We start from the raw sequence: 18183 nt of genomic DNA on the forward strand, positions 1-18183 counted from the left end.
AATGGGCAAATCAGCAATTGTGATCGGTGCAGGAATTGTTGGGCTGGCAACGGCGCGCGCATTGGGTGCAAGAGGTTATCAGGTTACGGTTATAGAAAGATCAAGTAAGGCGGTTGGGGCTTCGATCCGGAATTTTGGAATGGTGTGGCCGATTGGTCAGCCGGAAGGAAAAATGTATGAAAGAGCATTGTCTGCCAAAAGTATTTGGAAAGAAGTTTTAACAGGTGCAAAATTGTGGTTTCATGAAGGCGGAAGTTTACATATGGCTTACCATCAGGATGAACTGAATGTGGTAAAAGAGATTGTTGAAGTGAGTGATAAACGGCCCGTTCGTGTACTTTCTGCGCAGGAAACTTTGGATATGTCGCCGGCCGTAAATGCGAACGGATTGTTAGGCTCGCTGTTTTGTGAGGATGAAATGATAGTTGATCCAAGACAGGCAATTGCCGGTATTCCGGCTTATCTGACTGAAAAATATCAGGTAAACTTTATCTGGGATACTGCCATTTCGGAGGTTGATTATCCTACTGTAAGATCAGGAGCGAAACAATGGGCAGCAGACGAAATTTTTGTATGCAGCGGTGCTGATTTTGAAACACTATATCCAGAATTATTTTCCTCGTCGCCACTAACCAAATGTAAACTTCAGATGCTGCGTCTCGAAGCGCAGCCTGACAACTGGAAGATAGGACCGTCGTTGTGCGGAGGACTTTCCTTGATTCATTATGACGGATTTAAAGCAGCACCGTCTCTTGAAAATCTGAAAGCCAGATATAAAGCGGAATATGCAGAATATTTGAAATGGGGGATTCATGTGATGGCTTCACAAAATGGTCTTGGCGAAATTACAGTCGGCGATTCGCATGAATACGCACTCACTTTCGATCCTTTTGACCGTGAGTTTATCAACACCATGATCCTTGATTACCTGGCTACTTTCGCTCAGTTTAAATCACCGAAAGTGTTCCAGACATGGCATGGGATTTACCCGAAAATGACAAACGGAGGTACTGAAATTGTTTTAAGACCAGAAGAAGGTGTGACAATCATCAATGGATTGGGCGGTGCAGGCATGACGCTGTCATTTGGTTTATGCGATCAGGTGATTGGCGGAACGTATCAATAGAAATAATTTTACTATCCGTAAAAACTGATATTTTTTACGGATAGTAAAAGGAATACAAATATCAAATAAGGTGAGAATCCATTTTGCGGCGTGCAGCATGGTAATGGCATTGTATTGAACATTTGGCAATGGCTTTTGCCTGTGTTACCGGACAAGGATTGAACAAATCAAAGCATATACCCATAAACTTGCTACTCGTATGAAACCTCTCTCTACAAAACGTTTCCAGCTGAAAAGGGCCGGATTGTTTGCGTTTGGGATACTGATTGCCAACGGGAATTTCCTTCCCTCACACGCCGCAGTCAAAACCCGACTTCCAGTTCCGGAAATCAACATTGCCGAATCAAATGGCTTAGCGGGAAAGCATAAAACGATAGAAAATATTCTAGCGTATAATGTAAATCGTTCAGCATTTCGTGCCGAAATTGACATCAAAGGAAAGGTTACTGATTCCAAAGGGCAGACACTGCCGGGTGTTAATATTGTCATCAAAGATTCACAGAAAGGTACCGCCAGTGATGCTGACGGAAATTTTCGGATTACAGTCGCTTCGCCGGCGGATGTTCTGGTATTCTCTTTTATCGGATACAAAACCCAGCAGGTGATCGTAGGTGGAAAAACCTCTGTCAACGTTATAATGGAAGAAGACAATAATGTGCTTGATGAGGTGGTTGTGACAGCGCTCGGTATTAGCAGAGAGAAAAAATCATTGGGTTATTCAACACAGCAGGTAAAAGGAGAAATTCTTAATGAATCTCCGGCTTCCAATTTTGTAAATAACCTTTCAGGGAAAATAGCCGGTGTTAATATTAGTGGAGCAGGTGGAGTAGGATCGTCTGCCAGGATTGTGATCAGGGGCGAGTCATCTTTGTCCATGCAAAGCCAGCCGCTTTTTATTATTGATGGTGTTCCAGTAGGTAATGATGGTACAAATAACAGTGGCTCAGCTGATTATGGCAATAGTGCTTCTGAAATAAATCCTGCTGATATTGAATCCGTTAACGTTTTGAAAGGTCCTGCTGCCGCGGCTTTGTACGGTTCACGTGCGGCGCGGGGTGCAATCGTGATCACAACAAAAAAGGGAAGCAATAGAAAAGGTGTTGGTGTTAGTTTTAACACTTATTTATTTGTTACCAAAGTAGGTCGTTTGCCAAAGTTTCAAAATCAGTTTGGCCAGGGAAATAATGGTGAGTATGACGGATCAAATTTTGGAGCAAGCTGGTCCGCCTATCCAAATGGAAATAATGATGATTATGATGAAAGCTGGGGTCCGAGGATGGACATCGGGACAACAAGGGCTCAGTTTGATTCTCCTACAACAAACGGTTACCGTGGCGGAGATGTAGCGATTAGCAACAGGGGTGATGTTTTACAGACGCCATGGGTTTCTCAGCCAAACAACATCAAGGATTTTTTTACAACCGGAAAAAAATATTATAACAATCTTGCCTTTTCCGGTGGCAACGAGCATGGAGATTATCGTCTTTCGCTTACCTCATTAAACGAAAAGGGAGTTATACCAAACAATGATCTCAACCGATATCAGGTTAATTTAAACAGCTCATACAAACTATCGAAAAAATTAACATCTTCGATCAATATTAATTATGTAAAACAAACGAGTGACAACCGTCCGGATAATGGTTATGGGCGGAGCACGTTCATGTATTTCTTTACCTGGATGGGTAGAAATGTGAACATGAACAGTCTGAAAAATTACTGGCAGCCAGGTCTGGAAGGAATTCGCCAGTATCAGTACAATTATGGAGAAAATCATAACAATCCATTCTTCCTTCAATATCAGGATACCAAAGGTCAGAACAAAGATCGCGTTTACGGTAATATCGCTTTGGAATATGCTTTCACAGATCATTTAAAATTGAAAGCGCGTGTTGCAGACGATTTTTATAACGATTTCAGACCAATGCAATGGGCCGTAAGTACAGTAGATTATGAAAGCGGCCGTTACGAGATTGTTCAAATTAAAAATGAAGAACGTAATGCAGATTTCCTGCTGACTTATAACAACACAACCAGAAACGGAGATTTCGGTATCAATGTTTCGGCTGGTGGAAACCGGTTTGATAACAATGGGCATAGTGAAGATGTTGCCGCGCCTCAATTATTAATTCCGGGTGTTTACAGTATCGGAAATACAGGAACTGCTTTAACCGGTTCTTCAAGTAAATTCAAAAAGCGGATCAACAGTCTCTACGGTACTGCCAATTTGAATTACAAAGATTTCGTCTATCTGGATGTAACGGCCCGTAATGACTGGTCGAGTACTTTGCCGGCCGGGAACAATTCCTATTTCTATCCTTCTGTAAGTGTCAATGGAAATTTGAAAAGCATTTTGAATCTTCCGGAGGTTTTCAGTCAGGTGCAGTTGAGAGGAAGCTGGGCAAAAGTGGGTAACGACACGGGACCTTATGCTTTGAAAAACACATACAATTATGCTTCACCATGGGGAAGTAATTATGCTTTGGTTGGAACCGGATCACTTTTAAATCCAAAACTGAAACCTGAAATTATTACAACCTACGAGATTGGAACAGCAGTAAGTTTTTTCCAGAACCGTTTGGGATTTGATGTGACTTATTACAATGCCTTGTCCAAAAATCAGATCATCAGCCTTCCTTCTGTTCAAAGTTCAGGTGCAACGAGCAGACAAATTAATGCAGGTGAAATCAGAAACAAAGGTGTTGAAGTTGTCCTGAATTTTACGCCAATTAAAACGGCGGATTTCAAATGGAATATTACTGTAAACTGGGCGCACAATGTAGGAAAGCTGCTCTCTTTGACTTCTGATGTTGATAAAATTGTTCAGGCTGCTCCGGGTGAAGATGCTTCCATTCAGGCCAGGGTCGGACAAAAAATGGGATCGATCTGGGGGCCTGGTTACCAACGCGTTCCGGATGGGCCGATGAAAGGAAATGTGATTATCTTCAATGATTCTTATCCAAGAGGAACCAGCGAAGATATTTATCTGGGAAATTATCACCCGGACTGGACGGGCGGTATTTATAACCAGCTGACTTACAAAGGTCTTAGCCTGAACTTTATGTTTGGCGGACAATATGGCGGCAAATTTGTATCACGTTTTTACAACAAGGCTGCCGGTGCCGGTCAATTGGAAGAAAGTGCGTTGGGTCGGGGAGCACGTGCGCCGGGTACAGAATATAACGACAAATATTACATTCCTGGCGCCGCACTGATGGCTGACGGATCATATCAGCCAAACAATACCAGTACAGACGGCACATACAGTGCTGGTGTTTATGGAACGAATGCAAGGTATTTTATCAAAAAACCACTTGATCATATTTCAGAGGCTCAGCTTTTCAGCTCAACCTATTTCAAGCTTCGTGAACTTTCGATCGGGTATGCTTTACCTCCAAAATGGCTGGCTAACAACAAGTTCATTAAAACGGCAAAAATCTCGGTTACTGGCAGAAATCTGTTCCTGGTTACACCAAAAAGCAATAAACATTTTGATCCTGAGGTAACTACGGCCACGGATGGCAGCGGCTTGATCCCCGGATTTGAAAACATGAGTACTCCTTCCACAAGGGAAATGGGTGTTAGTTTGAATTTGATTTTTTAAACGGCAAAACCAGAAATTATGAAAAAGTTAAGCTTTATACCATTCTTGTTACTGTTGCTTAGTTTAAGCTGTACCAACGACTTTGAGGAAATCAATACAAATCCAAATTCGCCGGATGAAGTGACCAATGTGGGTCTTCTTTTACCAAATGCGATCCGTTCGGCTGTCAACAGAAACTACGAAAGTTCGTATGACCGGGGCAGTGTCGCTGCTAATTTACTTGCCTCAGATTATGCAAGTAATTTCAGCAACTGGGCAAGAGCTGACGCCAGCGGATATTTTTTGTGGAGCAATTATGATTATATCCGTGATCTGAACGAAGTCATTATGCTTTCGGAAGAGAAGGGCTTGAAAAATTACAAAGGAATTGCCATGGTACTTCGGTCTTGGATGTTTCAAAATCTAACCGATATCTATGGCCCTATTCCATTTCGCGATGCTGCAAGTGCAAAACTTACGGGCGTTAGTAATCCTACCTATGAGTCTCAGGAAGCGGTTTATGCAGGATTATTGTCAGATCTTGAAGAAGCGAATACTTTGCTGAGTACAGGGACAGAGTCTGTTACGGGGGACATTTTATACAATGGAAATACTGCCAACTGGAGAAAGTTCGCAAATAGTTTGAAACTCCGTTTGTTGATGCGCCAGTCGAAGAGAGTTGACCCGAGTGCGGCAATGAAAAAGATTGTTGAAAACGTCACAACGTATCCTCTTTTTACTTCCAATGCAGACCAGGCAGCGCTTGAATACATTGCCGATATTCCTGCCAATGAATCTCCATATTACCGCTCCGGCAACGGCGGGACGAATACGAAGGTAACGAAACAACTGGTAGATTATCTGACACAAATGAACGATAAAAGACTGTATGTTTATGCACTTCCAACACCGGCAAGCAGCGCGATTGACGCCAGCGGAAACCGCCCGGATCCTTCCAAATTTGTTTATGCGGGAGATTTGAACGGAATCGGATCATTACCAAATGCAAACATTACTTCACCATCCGGTATGATCTGGATGTCGATTCAATACAGTCCGGATCTTGCTAATGCAAAGGCGGGCGAAGGGATTTTGATGAGTTATTCAGAAGTACAATTTATTCTGGCTGAGGCGGCAGAAAAAGGATACATTTCTGGTGGGACAACTGCTGCGGGAACGTATTACCAAAACGGTATCAAAGATCAGTTTACATACCTGGCATCCAGAATCCCTGCTAATTACGCCACATCATATTTAAAACTAACTCCTGCCAGTATCACTGCCGACGACGCTTATTTCAAACAGGATGCTGTTGCTTACACCGGAACGACGGATAAAAAGCTTGAAAAAATTGCCATCCAAAAATGGATTTCTTTGTATCTGGTTGGTTATGAGGCCTGGTCTGAATGGAGGAGAACGGGTATACCAAATATTCCGGTTGGGCCGGTAGGTCCCGGTTATGTGCCAAGAAGAATGTTTTATCCAGCCGATGAATTGCGGATTAATGAAGCAAATTACAGCAAAGGTGTCGCTTTACTTGGTGGCGCAGATGACTTAAAAACACACGTTTGGTGGGACAAACAATAATCTTTAATTGATTCTGGTCATAATATTTAACGCAATGAAATTTAAAACTTCCAAAACCCTTACTTTTCTTGCCTTTGCCGGTTTATTTATTTCCTGCAAAAAAGAAAGTGAAAAATTCCCTGACGGTATTGAACACGTTATTGTGATTGGCGTGGACGGATTGAGCCCGGATGGGATTCAAAAATCCAAATCACCGGTCATTCACGACATGATTGCCAATGGCAGCGTAAAATGGAACGTCCGTACGGTTTTAGGATCCAGCAGCAGCCAGAACTGGGCTTCGATGATTTCCGGTGCAGGTCCGGAACAACATGGTGTGATTAATAACGATTGGGAGCTTGATGACCACAGTTTGCCTCCGATTGTACAGGAAGCGGACGGCCGTTTCCCAACCATTTTCAGTGTGCTTCACAAAGAAAAACCTGATGTGGAAATTGGTACTGTTTATCATTGGGATGGTTTTGGTAGATTATTTCAAAAAAGCGCCGTCAATTATGACAAACGTTTTTCTACAGAAGATTCTACGGCAACAGATTTTATTCGTTACATCAAAGAGAAAAAGCCGGCACTTGGATTTGTTCATTTTGATCATGTCGATCACGCCGGGCATCACGGCGGTCATGGCTCTCCGGAATATTATCAGTCAATAGCAAAGACGGATTCTCTGGTTGCACAGATTTTGAAAGGGATAAAAGACGCCGGAATTGAAGACAAAACGTTGGTTATCATCTGGGCAGACCACGGCGGAATTGGTTACGGTCATGGCGGCGCAACACCTCAGGAAGCAGAAATTGCCGGAATATTTTATGGCAAGGATGTAAAAAAAGGTTATAAAATTGAACAACAGGTTTATACCTATGATCTGGCGGCTACTATCGCTTTTGCACTTAACATAAAACAGCCATATGCCTGGATCGGTCGCCCGGTAAAACCTGTTTTTGAAGGTTTTTCGGAGCCTGAAAATTTATATCTGGGAGAGAAAACGGTTGCACAACCTGTCATTTATCCTGAGAGAAAACTGTATCAGCAGGCTGGTGGGTTGTATACCACGGAAACGTCAACGGTAAAAATTGAAACAAAAGCCGAAAAAGGAGTAACACATTATACGACTGACGGATCTGAACCGAAAACTTCATCGCCTGTTTATAAAGCACCGTTTACAATAAACAAAACGACGGTTGTAAAGGCAAAAACCTTTGATGAAAAAGGGAACGGAAGTCCACTTTCAACCGCTTATTACCGTTTGGTAAAACCAGGTATGGGAAATGGTCTGAACACAACTTTCTATCAGGGAAAAGATCTGACAAAAGTGCCTGTTTTCACAACTTTGAAAAAAGGATCATCCTGGATCAGTCCTGAATTCAATATCAACCGCGACCAGATTAATGGTATGGTTGAAAAAGATAATTTCAGCTTTGCAATTCAGTTTTCCGGATTTATCCGGATCGACACAGCGGGAAAGTATACTTTTTCGACGCAGTCGGATGATGGCAGCAAACTTTTTATTGACGGAAAAGAAGTCGTAGATAATGATGGAAATCACGGTGTGCAGGAAGCAACCGGTTCTGCTGAACTTACTGCGGGAAAACATTCCATTCGCGTAGATTACTATAATAATGGCGGCGGTTTCTGGCTTGACGCTTTTTACAAAGGTCCCGGCATTACCAAACAGCTGATCCCGGCTGATAAACTTTTTACCAAATAATACCCTGACTATTCCTAAACAACCCGGGGCGAAAGTCCCGGGTTAATTTAATATCTTGAATAAAAATTTGATCCGGTGAAATTTTAAAATAATGAGTGAAAAACAACATAACAGAACCGAAGGAGACATTAACCTGACTTCGGAAAGAAGCAATTGGTATGCTGTAATCAAAGATGCGGATACGCTTTCTTATCTTGAACAGGACGCAGAATATTTTTTACACCAGGCTTTGTCAACACCTTGTCTTGATGTTCTGGCATCCTGTGAAGGAATTTATCTGACAGATATCCAGGGCAAAAAATACATGGATTTCCATGGCAATAACGTGCACCAGGTTGGATACCGGAATCCATATGTGCTCGACAAAATCAAAGCCCAGCTTGATATTCTTCCTTTTTCACCAAGACGATATACAAATGTTCCTGCCATTGAACTGGCAAAAAAACTGGGGTCGCTTTTACCGGGTGACTTAAAGCGTGTTCTATTTGCGCCGGGTGGTACTTCTTCCATCAGTATGGCACTCAAACTGGCGCGTATTGTTACAGGAAAACATAAAATTGTTTCGCTTTGGGATTCATTTCATGGTGCTTCTCTTGATGCTATATCTGCTGGTGGGGAACTGGATTTTCGTAAAGATATGGGGCCGCTTATGCCTGGGGTTGAAAGAATTCCACCGCCTATGACCTACCGCGGTCCGTTTATTTCTTCGGGTGACAGCGATCTGGCTTATGCGGATTATCTTGAATATGTGATTGAAAAAGAAGGAGATATCGGTGCCTTTGTTATAGAAACAATTAGAAATACGGATGTTCAAATTCCGTCTCAGGCTTATTGGGACAGAGTCAGGGAAATATGCACACGTCATAAAGTTTTGTTAATTCTGGATGAAATTCCAATTGCATTCGGACGAACCGGAAAAATGTTTGCCTTCGAAAATTATGGTTTCGAGCCGGATATTATTTGTCTTGGAAAAGGCCTCGGGGCGGGGGTAATGCCGATGGCGGCAATTGTTGCGCGTGAAAGTTATAATGTTGCCGGAAGTATTTCGCTGGGACATTTCACGCATGAAAAAAGTCCTCTCGGAAGTGTAGCAGCACTGGCTATGCTTGAATTTATTGAGCAAAATAACATCCTCGAAAAAGTGCAGGATGACGCGTTGTTCATGCGGAAGGAAATTGACATGCTTGCTGAAAGATTTCCACTTATCGGTGACGTACGCGGAATCGGCCTGCTTTGGGGTATTGAATTGGTAAATGATAGAAGATCAAAAGAAAAGGCAGTTCGTGAAGCAGAGATTGTCATGTACGAATGTCTGAAAAACGGAATGAGTTTTAAAGTTTCTCAGGGAAATGTATTGCAGCTTTCGCCTCCTTTGACCATTACGCGTGAAGAGTTGAAAGCCGCGTTGCAAATTCTTGAAAATGCTTTGGAAGTAGCTTCATTGGTAGAAAACGTTAATTGAAAATACCGGATCATGCAAGTAAAGAAAGCATTGTCAAGCTCCAATACGTTATTTGTTATCTGGTCAATTGTGGCGTCATTTGGTGCTTACTTTTGTATGTATGCTTTCAGAAAGCCCTTTAATTCAGGTCTTTATCAAGGGTTGGAGCTATGGGGAATTGGCTATAAATCCATTTTGATACTAGCCCAGGTAGCGGGTTACACGTTGTCAAAATTCGCAGGAATTAAGGTTATTTCAGAATTAAAGGCCCCTGATCGGGTAAAGCTTATAATTCTGTTGATACTGGTTGCGGAGGTTGCTTTATTATTTTTTGGTCTGGTTCCATATCCATACAATTTCATTTTTTTGTTCATCAATGGCCTGCCTTTGGGGATGGTTTACGGTGTCGTTTTCAGCTTTCTTGAAGGTCGCCGGTTCACTGAAATGATTGCGTTGGGGCTGAATATCAGTATTATAGCCGCTTCGGGAATGCTTAAAACGACCTATCTGGAAGTACATCAAATGTTGCCATACGTAACAGAATTCTGGATGCCATTTTTGATGGGATTGCTTTTCCTCCCGTTTTTCCTGTTGTTTGTCTGGATGCTTCACATGATGCCTGCGCCAACAAATGAGGACAAAATTCTTCGTACAGAAAGGGAACCGATGACGGATCAGGACAAAAAAAGTGCGCTAAAAGAATATGGTTTTCCCGTGTTATGTATTCTCATTTGTTATGCGCTGCTGATCGTGGGGCGGGATTTTCGGGATAATTTTACCATTGAGATCTGGAATGAAATTTCGGTAGGCTGGGTAAGTTCTGTTTTATCAAAAACCGAAATGATCACTGGATTTATAGTCCTGATTGTGGTAGCAAGTCTGGCCTTTATCAAAAATAACCTGATCGGTTTCCGAATGACAAATCTGGTCATTTTTACCGGCGTCGTGATGAGCGGGGTTTCCAGTTTCCTTTTTGAAATGCATATGATAAGTGGTTTTTACTGGATGCTGATGATTGGTACCGGAATGTTTCTGGGATTTACCGTAATCCAGTCCGCCTTGTTTGACCGTATGATCGCACTGTTCCGGATCAGGGCCAACGCAGGATTTTTTGTCTACATGTGCGAAAGTATAGGATATCTGGGCAGTGCGGGATTATTACTATATAAGGAATTATTTATGAAGCAGTTAAGCTGGTCGAAAGTATTGATACAGTTTACGTATCTGCAAGCGGCGGTTAGTCTGGCTTTACTCATATTTGGAAATCTATACTTAGAAAGACATCGAAGAAGATTGAAAAAAAAGGAAAAAGACAGTTATGTAGCTGTTGCTTAGAGTAATAAGTTTTAACGTCCGAAGGTTTTGTAGGTATACTACGGGCATTCGGACGTTTGATTTACTAAGTCTGGAAATCAGTCGGCTTCTAAGGCAAAACGGCTGCGCGTTGGCCGGTAATATACCCAATTTTTTTATCCGCACTTTCAATATCTGTTTTTTTCAGTTGCAACGGTTTTCCTTCATAACTTTCTAAAATTATTGAGTCAGCAGACACATACTTTACGATTTCAACGGATTTTATTTCGCCAGGAATATTGGCACCGTACCAATGAATATCGTCTTTCTGGGACCATGTTACGAGTGACAATTCTGAACCAGCCGGATATTTTTCATCCTTAGCACTTCTTGCATGTTCTGCCGCAATATCATTTCCATATAACGTAGACATGGTTTTCTCTTTTTTGTCAACCATACTCGTAATAACTTTTCCTTCCAGAACACCTGAAATTTTGGTGCTGTCAGCCAATGAAGCACTTTCATTATATAAATGTTCTTTTGCGCAACTTGCCAAACCAAGCAAGGATAAAAAGCTCAACCTGATTATATCTTTCATGGATTATTTAGATTTAAGGTGAAGAGGCATGGTAAACACAAAATCATTATCCTTCACCGGTTTGTGACAGTTAATACATTCCTGGGTAAATGTTTCCGTTTTCCCGTAGGGCGTCAGCTGCATTCCCTTCCATCTGGCCCATCCCCAGCCAGCCGTTTTCTCATATTTTTTATCGTCCTTGATCATAAATTCCACTTGCCTGAACTCTCCGGAGTTCACTTTTCCGGTAGAATCGATCAGTTCCTCCCACCCGATTTTGGCAAATGTTGCTCCGTTGGGCCAGGGATTGATATGGTTTTCCTTAATAGCTTTCACTGCAATATCATTCGCCACGATGACCCGCATCGTTCCGTTATCAAAACGATCAGAAGTACTGATTACTTTCCAGTTTTTAAAATCCGGAATGTATTCAATGCCATTTGGCGAAGGTTTTACATTTTCAATTTTAGTCTTCGCTCCAACCCATTCGTTATATTGTTTGTTTGCAGCATGTATTCGGGAAGTATCAGAAGTTTTGACAGAAACCAGACTGGTTATATAGTTTTTCAATACTGAAATATCAACGGCAGACAACTTCGCTTCCGGGTGTAATGCTGCATATTGTTTTAGTGGCATGGCACCTAACGAAATCTGGTTGAAGGCCTCAAACAATTTTGCTTTTTGATCCGCCGGTGCCAGACTATCCCAGGTAGAGAAATTAAGCACTTTTCTTGCATCTGCAATATCCTGCGCAACCATCCAGGAAGCCGGGGCGATTTTATCAAACCATAGAAGCTGGGTTTCATTGGAATGACAATCATAACAAGCTTTTTTTAGCACTAGCCGGACATCATCCGGAACGGGCAATGCCGTGGTAACCGGTGGATTTTTGATATCCGGTCCTGCATATTGCATTGCTATAAAAATCAGGATCGCTACAACAAAAATCAATACACTATTTTTTTTCATCATTTTCATCAAGGGACTGTTTACATGGAAATTTACGGAAATTAAAATTATTTGTTAATCATGCGATTGTTGATTTAATAATAAATGGATAAAAATTTATATCAATGTCTAAAACTTTATATATCAGCCTGTAACAATTTTATTGCGGGATTAAAAGAATTTTAATCATTTCGAAGGAGTACAATTTGCATCAAATAGTACTTTACTTTGCGTAAGCTGCTAAGAGGAAGTATACATATGCCAAATTTTTAGTAGAATAATTACAATAAAAAATATAATTTTGTCGAATTACTCGTTAATTACTATACGCAAACTGCAATTACCGGATTGTGAACAAATTGACAATGGTAGATTATAAAAAACCATCCGAAGCGGATTTAATAGAGGGATTGAGAAATGGTGACAGAGATGCCTTTACTTTTATTTATAAAGAATACTGGTTCAGAATGTATTCCGTCGCACAGCGAAAATTGCAAAATAGTGCACTTGCAGAAGAGCTGATTCAGGATATTTTCACAAGACTTTGGAAAGAAAGAGAAACAATCCGGATTTCACAGCTGGATTTTTATCTTTTTTCTGCGGTTCGCTATGAAGTAATTGACCAGATCCGTGCCGCTGGTCGTCAGCAAACTTATGCTGAATATTACAAAACGTTTTCATCATTTGAAGAACTAAATACCGAAAATACAGTCGCTTTCAACGATCTGGTACAAATGATCGATAAAGGATTGGAAATCCTGCCTGCCAAATCCCGGGAAATATTCAGGTTAAACCGTTTTCAGCATTTTGCTGTTGGGCAAATTGCCAGTCAACTTGGTTTATCAGAAAAAGCTGTGGAATATCATCTTACCAAAGCCACAAAATCCATCAGAACTTATTTAAAAGAAATCCTGATTTCTCTCCTTGTAATAGCCTCCGCTTTTCTGTATTGATCGGACACCAGATTAATCACTATTTAACTTTAATAGAATTATTTAAAGTTTGTTTGGTTATTAATAGCTATATCGTATAATCTTTCAAAGATTAAATAAAATCATTTAGGGGAAATGTATACTTATGCGGCTTGTATGTATAGTTAGCTATTTATACTAAGCCCTTTAATTTTTTACAAGTAAAGTTAATGTCAAATGTCTGATCGCGAAATTCAGGAACTCCTTTTACGCTACCGCCGCGGAAAATGTACGGAAGATGAAATCATGAAGATTCATTTGTGGTATGAAAGCCTTAACAAGGATTTCACAGCTTCAATGGATAAGGATGAAAAATCATCTCTGGAAGATAAAATTTTTGAAAAAATAAGTCAGGATATAAATCGACCTTTCTTACGTATACACGCGGAGGAACCGGTTGTGCATTCTGTCTGGTGGAAATCCTCTTTTTTAAAATATGGTATGGCAGCGGCTGTTATTCTGTTGCTTGGATTTTCGTTTTTGTTCAAGAAAAATCAGGAGCATGCAGCCATGAAAAGTGAATCCCTGGTTATGCATTCGCAAAAAGGAAATTTAAAATCGTCCTTAAACAGTTCAACATCGATCCAGCGAATACGATTGGAAGATAACAGCCTGGTAACACTGGCCCCGGGAAGCCGAATTTCATATCCACATGTATTTTCCGGAGATAAACGGGAAGTACAGCTGGAAGGAGACGCGTTTTTTGAAATATCAAAAAATCCGGCGAAACCATTTTTCGTTTATAGCGGAAAACTGGTCACCAAAGTGTTAGGTACCAGTTTTTGGGTCAAAACCAATAAGGAATCTTTTACGACCGAGGTGGAAGTATTAACAGGAAAAGTATCTGTTTTTGAAAATGGATTTATACATATCAGCCACAATAAAAAGGCTGTGAAAGATACCCAGGGAGTCGTTCTGACACCTAATCAAAGAGTTTCATATGATGAAGAAAGCGGACATTTGCTGACCGGTATTGTGGAGCAACCTATTCTTATTCCCGAAAATATGACCGGTGCCAATATGGTTTTCAATGACGAAGCCTTGCTGGATATTACCACGAAGCTCCAAAAACAATATGGTATTGAAATCGTATTTGCAAACGAGTTGCTGGAAAAATGCACGTTCACCGGCGACATATCCGAAATCCCGCTTTATGATAAACTGGATTTAATATGCAAGGCAAATACGGCCCGTTACGAAATAAAAGGTACCAGGATATTAATTACCGGAAATGGTTGTGATTGATAAGCTTAAAGAAAATTATAACCAATAAACCTGTCAATATGATCATATAAATCCTCCAAAAATTTATCCTTTTCTGAATTGGAAAGGATAGAAAAGCCGATAACGGTGGAACGTTACCGGCTTTGCAATACCTTCTTCTCAACAAGTATCCGGCAAGATACAGGAAGGAGAAAATATGAACCTATTTTTTTTACAAAAAACAATCGAAACTATGAAAAAAAATCGACAAAGGAAAGGTCGTGCCTGTCTCTATCTGCTCATGAAAATTTCATTGACACAAATTATATTTTGCTTATCCTTCGCAGGGTTTACATACGCCGGACATGTAGGAAGAGCACAGGAGGTTTTGGAACGTACGGTTACTGTTAATGCTGAAAAAACTGAATTGCGGCATGTCTTAAATCAAATAGAAAACAGAGCTGATGTTAAATTTGTTTATAGCAACAAGGCAATAGGTGCGAGCCGGGAAGTGGTTTTTCATGTGACAAATCAGAAACTATCTACCGCTTTAAATTCACTTTTAGTACCGCTGGGAATCTCCTACGAACTTACGAAATCGGGCAGGATTTTACTGACAACAGAGAAGGCGGTGATTTCAAGAGAAGAATCGTCACTGGCAACAGAGCTGAAATCATTTGCGGATCTTAAAGTTTCAGGGAAAATTACGGATGAAAAGGGCGAGGGGCTGCCCGGTGTGAGTGTGCGCGTTAAAGGTACACAAGCAGGTACTGTTTCAGACGTGAATGGCGGTTACAGTGTAGATGTGGCGGACAAATCGGCAGTACTCGTATTCAGTTTTGTTGGATATAAAACACTGGAATTGCCAGTGGGAGACAGGTCAGTTTTTGATGTTAGTCTGGCGCCTGATGATAAATCACTGAATGAAGTTGTCGTGATTGGTTATGGTACCTCGCGTAAAAAGGACGTAGTAGGTTCTGTTGACATTGTGGCTGCAAAAGATGCAGGTTCAACCACAGCTACAAACGCTTCTCAATTATTGATCGGTAAATCTGCCGGGGTGCAGGTTTTACAATCCAACGGTACGCCTGGTTCTGATTCCCAGATACTTATCAGAGGTACGGGTTCGTTTACGGGGGTTGATCCGTTATATGTAATCGATGGTATTCAGGGTAGTAAAACGATGTTCAATACCCTGGGACCTCAGGATATTGAAAATATTACAATACTGAAAGATGCATCTTCGACAGCTATCTATGGTTCTGCGGCTGCCAATGGTGTGGTCATTATCACTACAAAAAAAGGTCTTTCAGGTGCACCAAAAATAAACTTCACTTCGCAATGGGGTGTTGCAAAGGCATGGAAACAACTTGATTTATTGAATGCGTCTCAATATGTTGATCTGTTAAAAGATTTCGCTGCTACTACCAACGCAGTTTTGCCTGAGAAATTCAGCACGGCAGATGTACGTGTTGACCGGAATGACTGGCAGAAACAGATTTTTCAATCAGCCCTGGTTTCCCAGAATAACCTGAGCATCAGCGGTGGAAGTGAAAAAGTTACATACAATTTCTCGCTTGGTTACATGAATCAGCAAGCCATTGTGAAAAACTATACCGACAAAAGGGTGAACGGAAGATTCAGTCTTGACGAATCACTTGGCCGTTTCCATTTGGGTCAAACGCTGAATGTTCGTTATGTAAAAGATGAAGGTCAGCTGGCGAATATTACGGAAGCTGTGTCCTACGCTCCTTATAAAGACATTCTGGATCCAAAAATTCCGGGAGGTTATTCTATCACAACAAACGTAGATGACTTCAACGGTGGTAATAATCCGCTGGCCGCCATCAATCTAAACCATCCTGTAACACAAGGATTTGTGTTTTTCCCGCAGGTTTTTGCAGAAGTGGATCTGATCAAAGGCTTGCGTTTCAGAACGCAATTATCTGCCGAAATCGGTGGAGGTAAAAACAGTGGTTATCAATATGGTTACACGGCGGGTAACAATCTGACACAACCGCAGCAGGCAACTTTAGGATACAATAACTATTCATTTTACACACTTGAAAATTATTTTTCCTACAACAAATCGTTTGGAAAACATTCGATCTCAGCTACTTTGGGTAACAGTTATCTTGATCCGGGACATTCGTCGAGTGTGGATGCCAAAGGAACAAATATTCCAAACAATTCCATTCAGAACATTAGCGTAGCGCAGTCTCAAACGGTTTCGGGTTCAAGTTATGGTTATGCACGGGCATCGGTAATTTCATTTTTCGCCCGGGGTATGTATTCGTTCAATGATAAGTATGTTTTAACAGGAAGTTTCCGCCGGGATGGTGCATCAAACTTTGGAGCAAATAACCGTTTTGGGAACTTCTACGGTCTTGGTCTGGCGTGGAGATTTATTGATGAGGATTTTGTTAAAAACAATCTGTCATTTCTTACCGATGGTAAGTTGAGGATAGGACAGGGACGCACCGGAAATAACACGATTCCTACAACCGGTATCACCAACGTTCTGACTTTCAGTGGAAATCCTAATGGAAACCTGGTTTATTCTCTGGGCACGAACGAGGGATTTAATCCTGGAACAACCATCAGTACTTTGTCAAATCCAAATATCCGTTGGGAAACCACAGATCAGACAGATGTAGGATTGGATCTTGGTTTTCTGCATAATAAACTGACAGTCACCGTTGATTACTACAACAGAAAAAGTACCGGTTTACTTGTAAGTGTTCCGGTTCCGGGAAGTACAGGTGCATCTCAGAGCGGTACTCAGCCGAGCAAATATGCTAATGCGGCGAGTGCACAAAATAAAGGAATTGAGTTTTCAGCCGGATACAGAGGTTCAACAGGTAACGGCTTAACTTATACGATCAGCGGAAATATTGCACGTAATAAAAACATCGTAAATTCTTTGGGAAGTGAATTTGCTGCGCCAATTCAGGCAGGTTCATTCAGTAACCTTCCAACTTTCACCTACACGACTGCGGGTTCCCCAATTGGTTCATTTTACGGATATAACAAGGATCACGTAGCAAAAGATCAGGCGGAAATTGACGCTTTGAACGCGGCTGCAAAAGCAAAATCGGGCGATGCTTCGGCTGTTTATCAGGCAGGACTATTACCGGGAGATTTTATTTTCAAGGATCTTAACGGAGACGGAAAGGTGGATGTGAATGATCAGAAAATACTTGGCAATCCGATTCCAAAGATCGTTTACGGTTTTAATGCAGGGCTTAATTTTAAAAACTTCGACTTCAATATGGTCGTTTCGGGAGTTTCCGGATTGAAATTGTTAAATGCCTTTAAGTTCGTAACACTAAACGAATCCACCGGACATAATGCGACAACCGGAATTTTAGACAGATGGAGAAATCCTGGCGACGTAGCTGCACTTCCAAGAGCAGGACAAAGCGCAACGGGCGATGGTAACCTCAGGCCGTCGGACTGGTGGCTGGAAAACGGTGCTTACATGCGGATCAGGAATATTACGCTGGGATATACAATTCCTAAGTCATTTGTCAGCAGCATTGGCAACGGTCACGTTTTCAGTAGTATCCGCTTTTATGTTGCGGCGCAAAATCTTTTGACAATCACAAAATATACAGGTTATGATCCCGAAGTAAGTACGCAAAGTGGTGGAAGTTACATTTTCTCCCGTGGTATTGACGACCGGACCAATTTGCCGCAACCAAGAACATTCCTTGGCGGTATTCAACTTGGATTTTAATTATTGGTAA

At 41.4% G+C, this 18183-nt stretch carries 11 protein-coding genes; 9 read left to right on the forward strand and 2 right to left on the reverse strand.

Annotated features, from left to right (window positions below):
- The first annotated feature begins 1 nt into the window (after position 1).
- From LXL81_RS22455 to LXL81_RS22480, 6 genes are all read left to right on the forward strand, one after another.
- Positions 2 to 1126, forward strand: a complete 1125-nt coding sequence (locus tag LXL81_RS22455) for a TIGR03364 family FAD-dependent oxidoreductase (RefSeq protein WP_234649052.1) — start codon at positions 2 to 4, stop codon at positions 1124 to 1126.
- Between the two features lie 199 nt (positions 1127 to 1325).
- Positions 1326 to 4730, forward strand: a complete 3405-nt coding sequence (locus LXL81_RS22460) for a SusC/RagA family TonB-linked outer membrane protein (RefSeq protein ID WP_234649054.1) — start codon at positions 1326 to 1328, stop codon at positions 4728 to 4730.
- Positions 4731 to 4748: 18 nt separating this feature from the next.
- Positions 4749 to 6296 (forward strand): SusD/RagB family nutrient-binding outer membrane lipoprotein, encoded by a 1548-nt coding sequence (locus LXL81_RS22465; protein ID WP_234649056.1) that lies wholly within the window; start codon positions 4749 to 4751, stop codon positions 6294 to 6296.
- 34 nt (positions 6297 to 6330) lie between these two features.
- On the forward strand, positions 6331 to 8001 hold the full coding sequence (locus tag LXL81_RS22470; protein WP_234649058.1) for an alkaline phosphatase family protein: 1671 nt from the start codon (positions 6331 to 6333) through the stop codon (positions 7999 to 8001).
- 91 nt (positions 8002 to 8092) lie between these two features.
- A complete protein-coding gene (locus LXL81_RS22475) occupies positions 8093 to 9463 on the forward strand; it encodes an aspartate aminotransferase family protein (RefSeq protein WP_234649060.1) in 1371 nt (456 codons plus the stop codon).
- A 12-nt stretch (positions 9464 to 9475) separates the two neighbouring features.
- Entirely contained in the window at positions 9476 to 10777 is a 1302-nt protein-coding gene (locus LXL81_RS22480) for a DUF5690 family protein (RefSeq protein ID WP_234649062.1), read from the forward strand.
- An 88-nt stretch (positions 10778 to 10865) separates the two neighbouring features.
- Here the strand turns inward: LXL81_RS22480 and LXL81_RS22485 are convergent, their stop codons facing one another.
- Complete coding sequence (locus LXL81_RS22485) at positions 10866 to 11333, reverse strand: cytochrome P460 family protein (RefSeq protein WP_234649064.1); 468 nt, start codon at positions 11331 to 11333, stop codon at positions 10866 to 10868.
- A gap of 3 nt (positions 11334 to 11336) precedes the next feature.
- Positions 11337 to 12284 (reverse strand): heme-binding domain-containing protein, encoded by a 948-nt coding sequence (locus tag LXL81_RS22490; RefSeq protein ID WP_234649066.1) that lies wholly within the window; start codon positions 12282 to 12284, stop codon positions 11337 to 11339.
- A 326-nt stretch (positions 12285 to 12610) separates the two neighbouring features.
- On the opposite strand from LXL81_RS22490, the gene LXL81_RS22495 reads away from it, so the two are divergent.
- From LXL81_RS22495 to LXL81_RS22505, 3 genes are all read left to right on the forward strand, one after another.
- Positions 12611 to 13213 (forward strand): RNA polymerase sigma factor, encoded by a 603-nt coding sequence (locus LXL81_RS22495; protein ID WP_234649068.1) that lies wholly within the window; start codon positions 12611 to 12613, stop codon positions 13211 to 13213.
- A 195-nt stretch (positions 13214 to 13408) separates the two neighbouring features.
- The gene (locus LXL81_RS22500) at positions 13409 to 14476 is read left to right on the forward strand and encodes a FecR family protein (protein WP_234649070.1); all 1068 of its coding nucleotides are present in this window, start codon (positions 13409 to 13411) and stop codon (positions 14474 to 14476) included.
- A 211-nt stretch (positions 14477 to 14687) separates the two neighbouring features.
- Positions 14688 to 18173 (forward strand): TonB-dependent receptor, encoded by a 3486-nt coding sequence (locus LXL81_RS22505; protein WP_234649072.1) that lies wholly within the window; start codon positions 14688 to 14690, stop codon positions 18171 to 18173.
- The last annotated feature ends 10 nt before the right edge of the window (positions 18174 to 18183 follow it).

Origin of the sequence: Dyadobacter sp. CY356 (assembly GCF_021440195.1) — a bacterium.
Classification (GTDB): Bacteria; Bacteroidota; Bacteroidia; order Cytophagales; family Spirosomataceae; genus Dyadobacter.

Bases quoted from the DNA above. Each gene is read 5' to 3' on its own strand.
- LXL81_RS22455 (WP_234649052.1), top strand. From the start codon at position 2: ATGGGCAAATCAGCAATTGTGATCGGTGCAGGAATTGTTGGGCTGGCA.
- LXL81_RS22460 (WP_234649054.1), top strand. From the start codon at position 1,326: ATGAAACCTCTCTCTACAAAACGTTTCCAGCTGAAAAGGGCCGGATTG.
- LXL81_RS22465 (WP_234649056.1), top strand. From the start codon at position 4,749: ATGAAAAAGTTAAGCTTTATACCATTCTTGTTACTGTTGCTTAGTTTA.
- LXL81_RS22470 (WP_234649058.1), top strand. From the start codon at position 6,331: ATGAAATTTAAAACTTCCAAAACCCTTACTTTTCTTGCCTTTGCCGGT.
- LXL81_RS22475 (WP_234649060.1), top strand. From the start codon at position 8,093: ATGAGTGAAAAACAACATAACAGAACCGAAGGAGACATTAACCTGACT.
- LXL81_RS22480 (WP_234649062.1), top strand. From the start codon at position 9,476: ATGCAAGTAAAGAAAGCATTGTCAAGCTCCAATACGTTATTTGTTATC.
- LXL81_RS22485 (WP_234649064.1), bottom strand. From the start codon at position 11,333: ATGAAAGATATAATCAGGTTGAGCTTTTTATCCTTGCTTGGTTTGGCA.
- LXL81_RS22490 (WP_234649066.1), bottom strand. From the start codon at position 12,284: ATGATGAAAAAAAATAGTGTATTGATTTTTGTTGTAGCGATCCTGATT.
- LXL81_RS22500 (WP_234649070.1), top strand. From the start codon at position 13,409: ATGTCTGATCGCGAAATTCAGGAACTCCTTTTACGCTACCGCCGCGGA.
- LXL81_RS22505 (WP_234649072.1), top strand. From the start codon at position 14,688: ATGAAAAAAAATCGACAAAGGAAAGGTCGTGCCTGTCTCTATCTGCTC.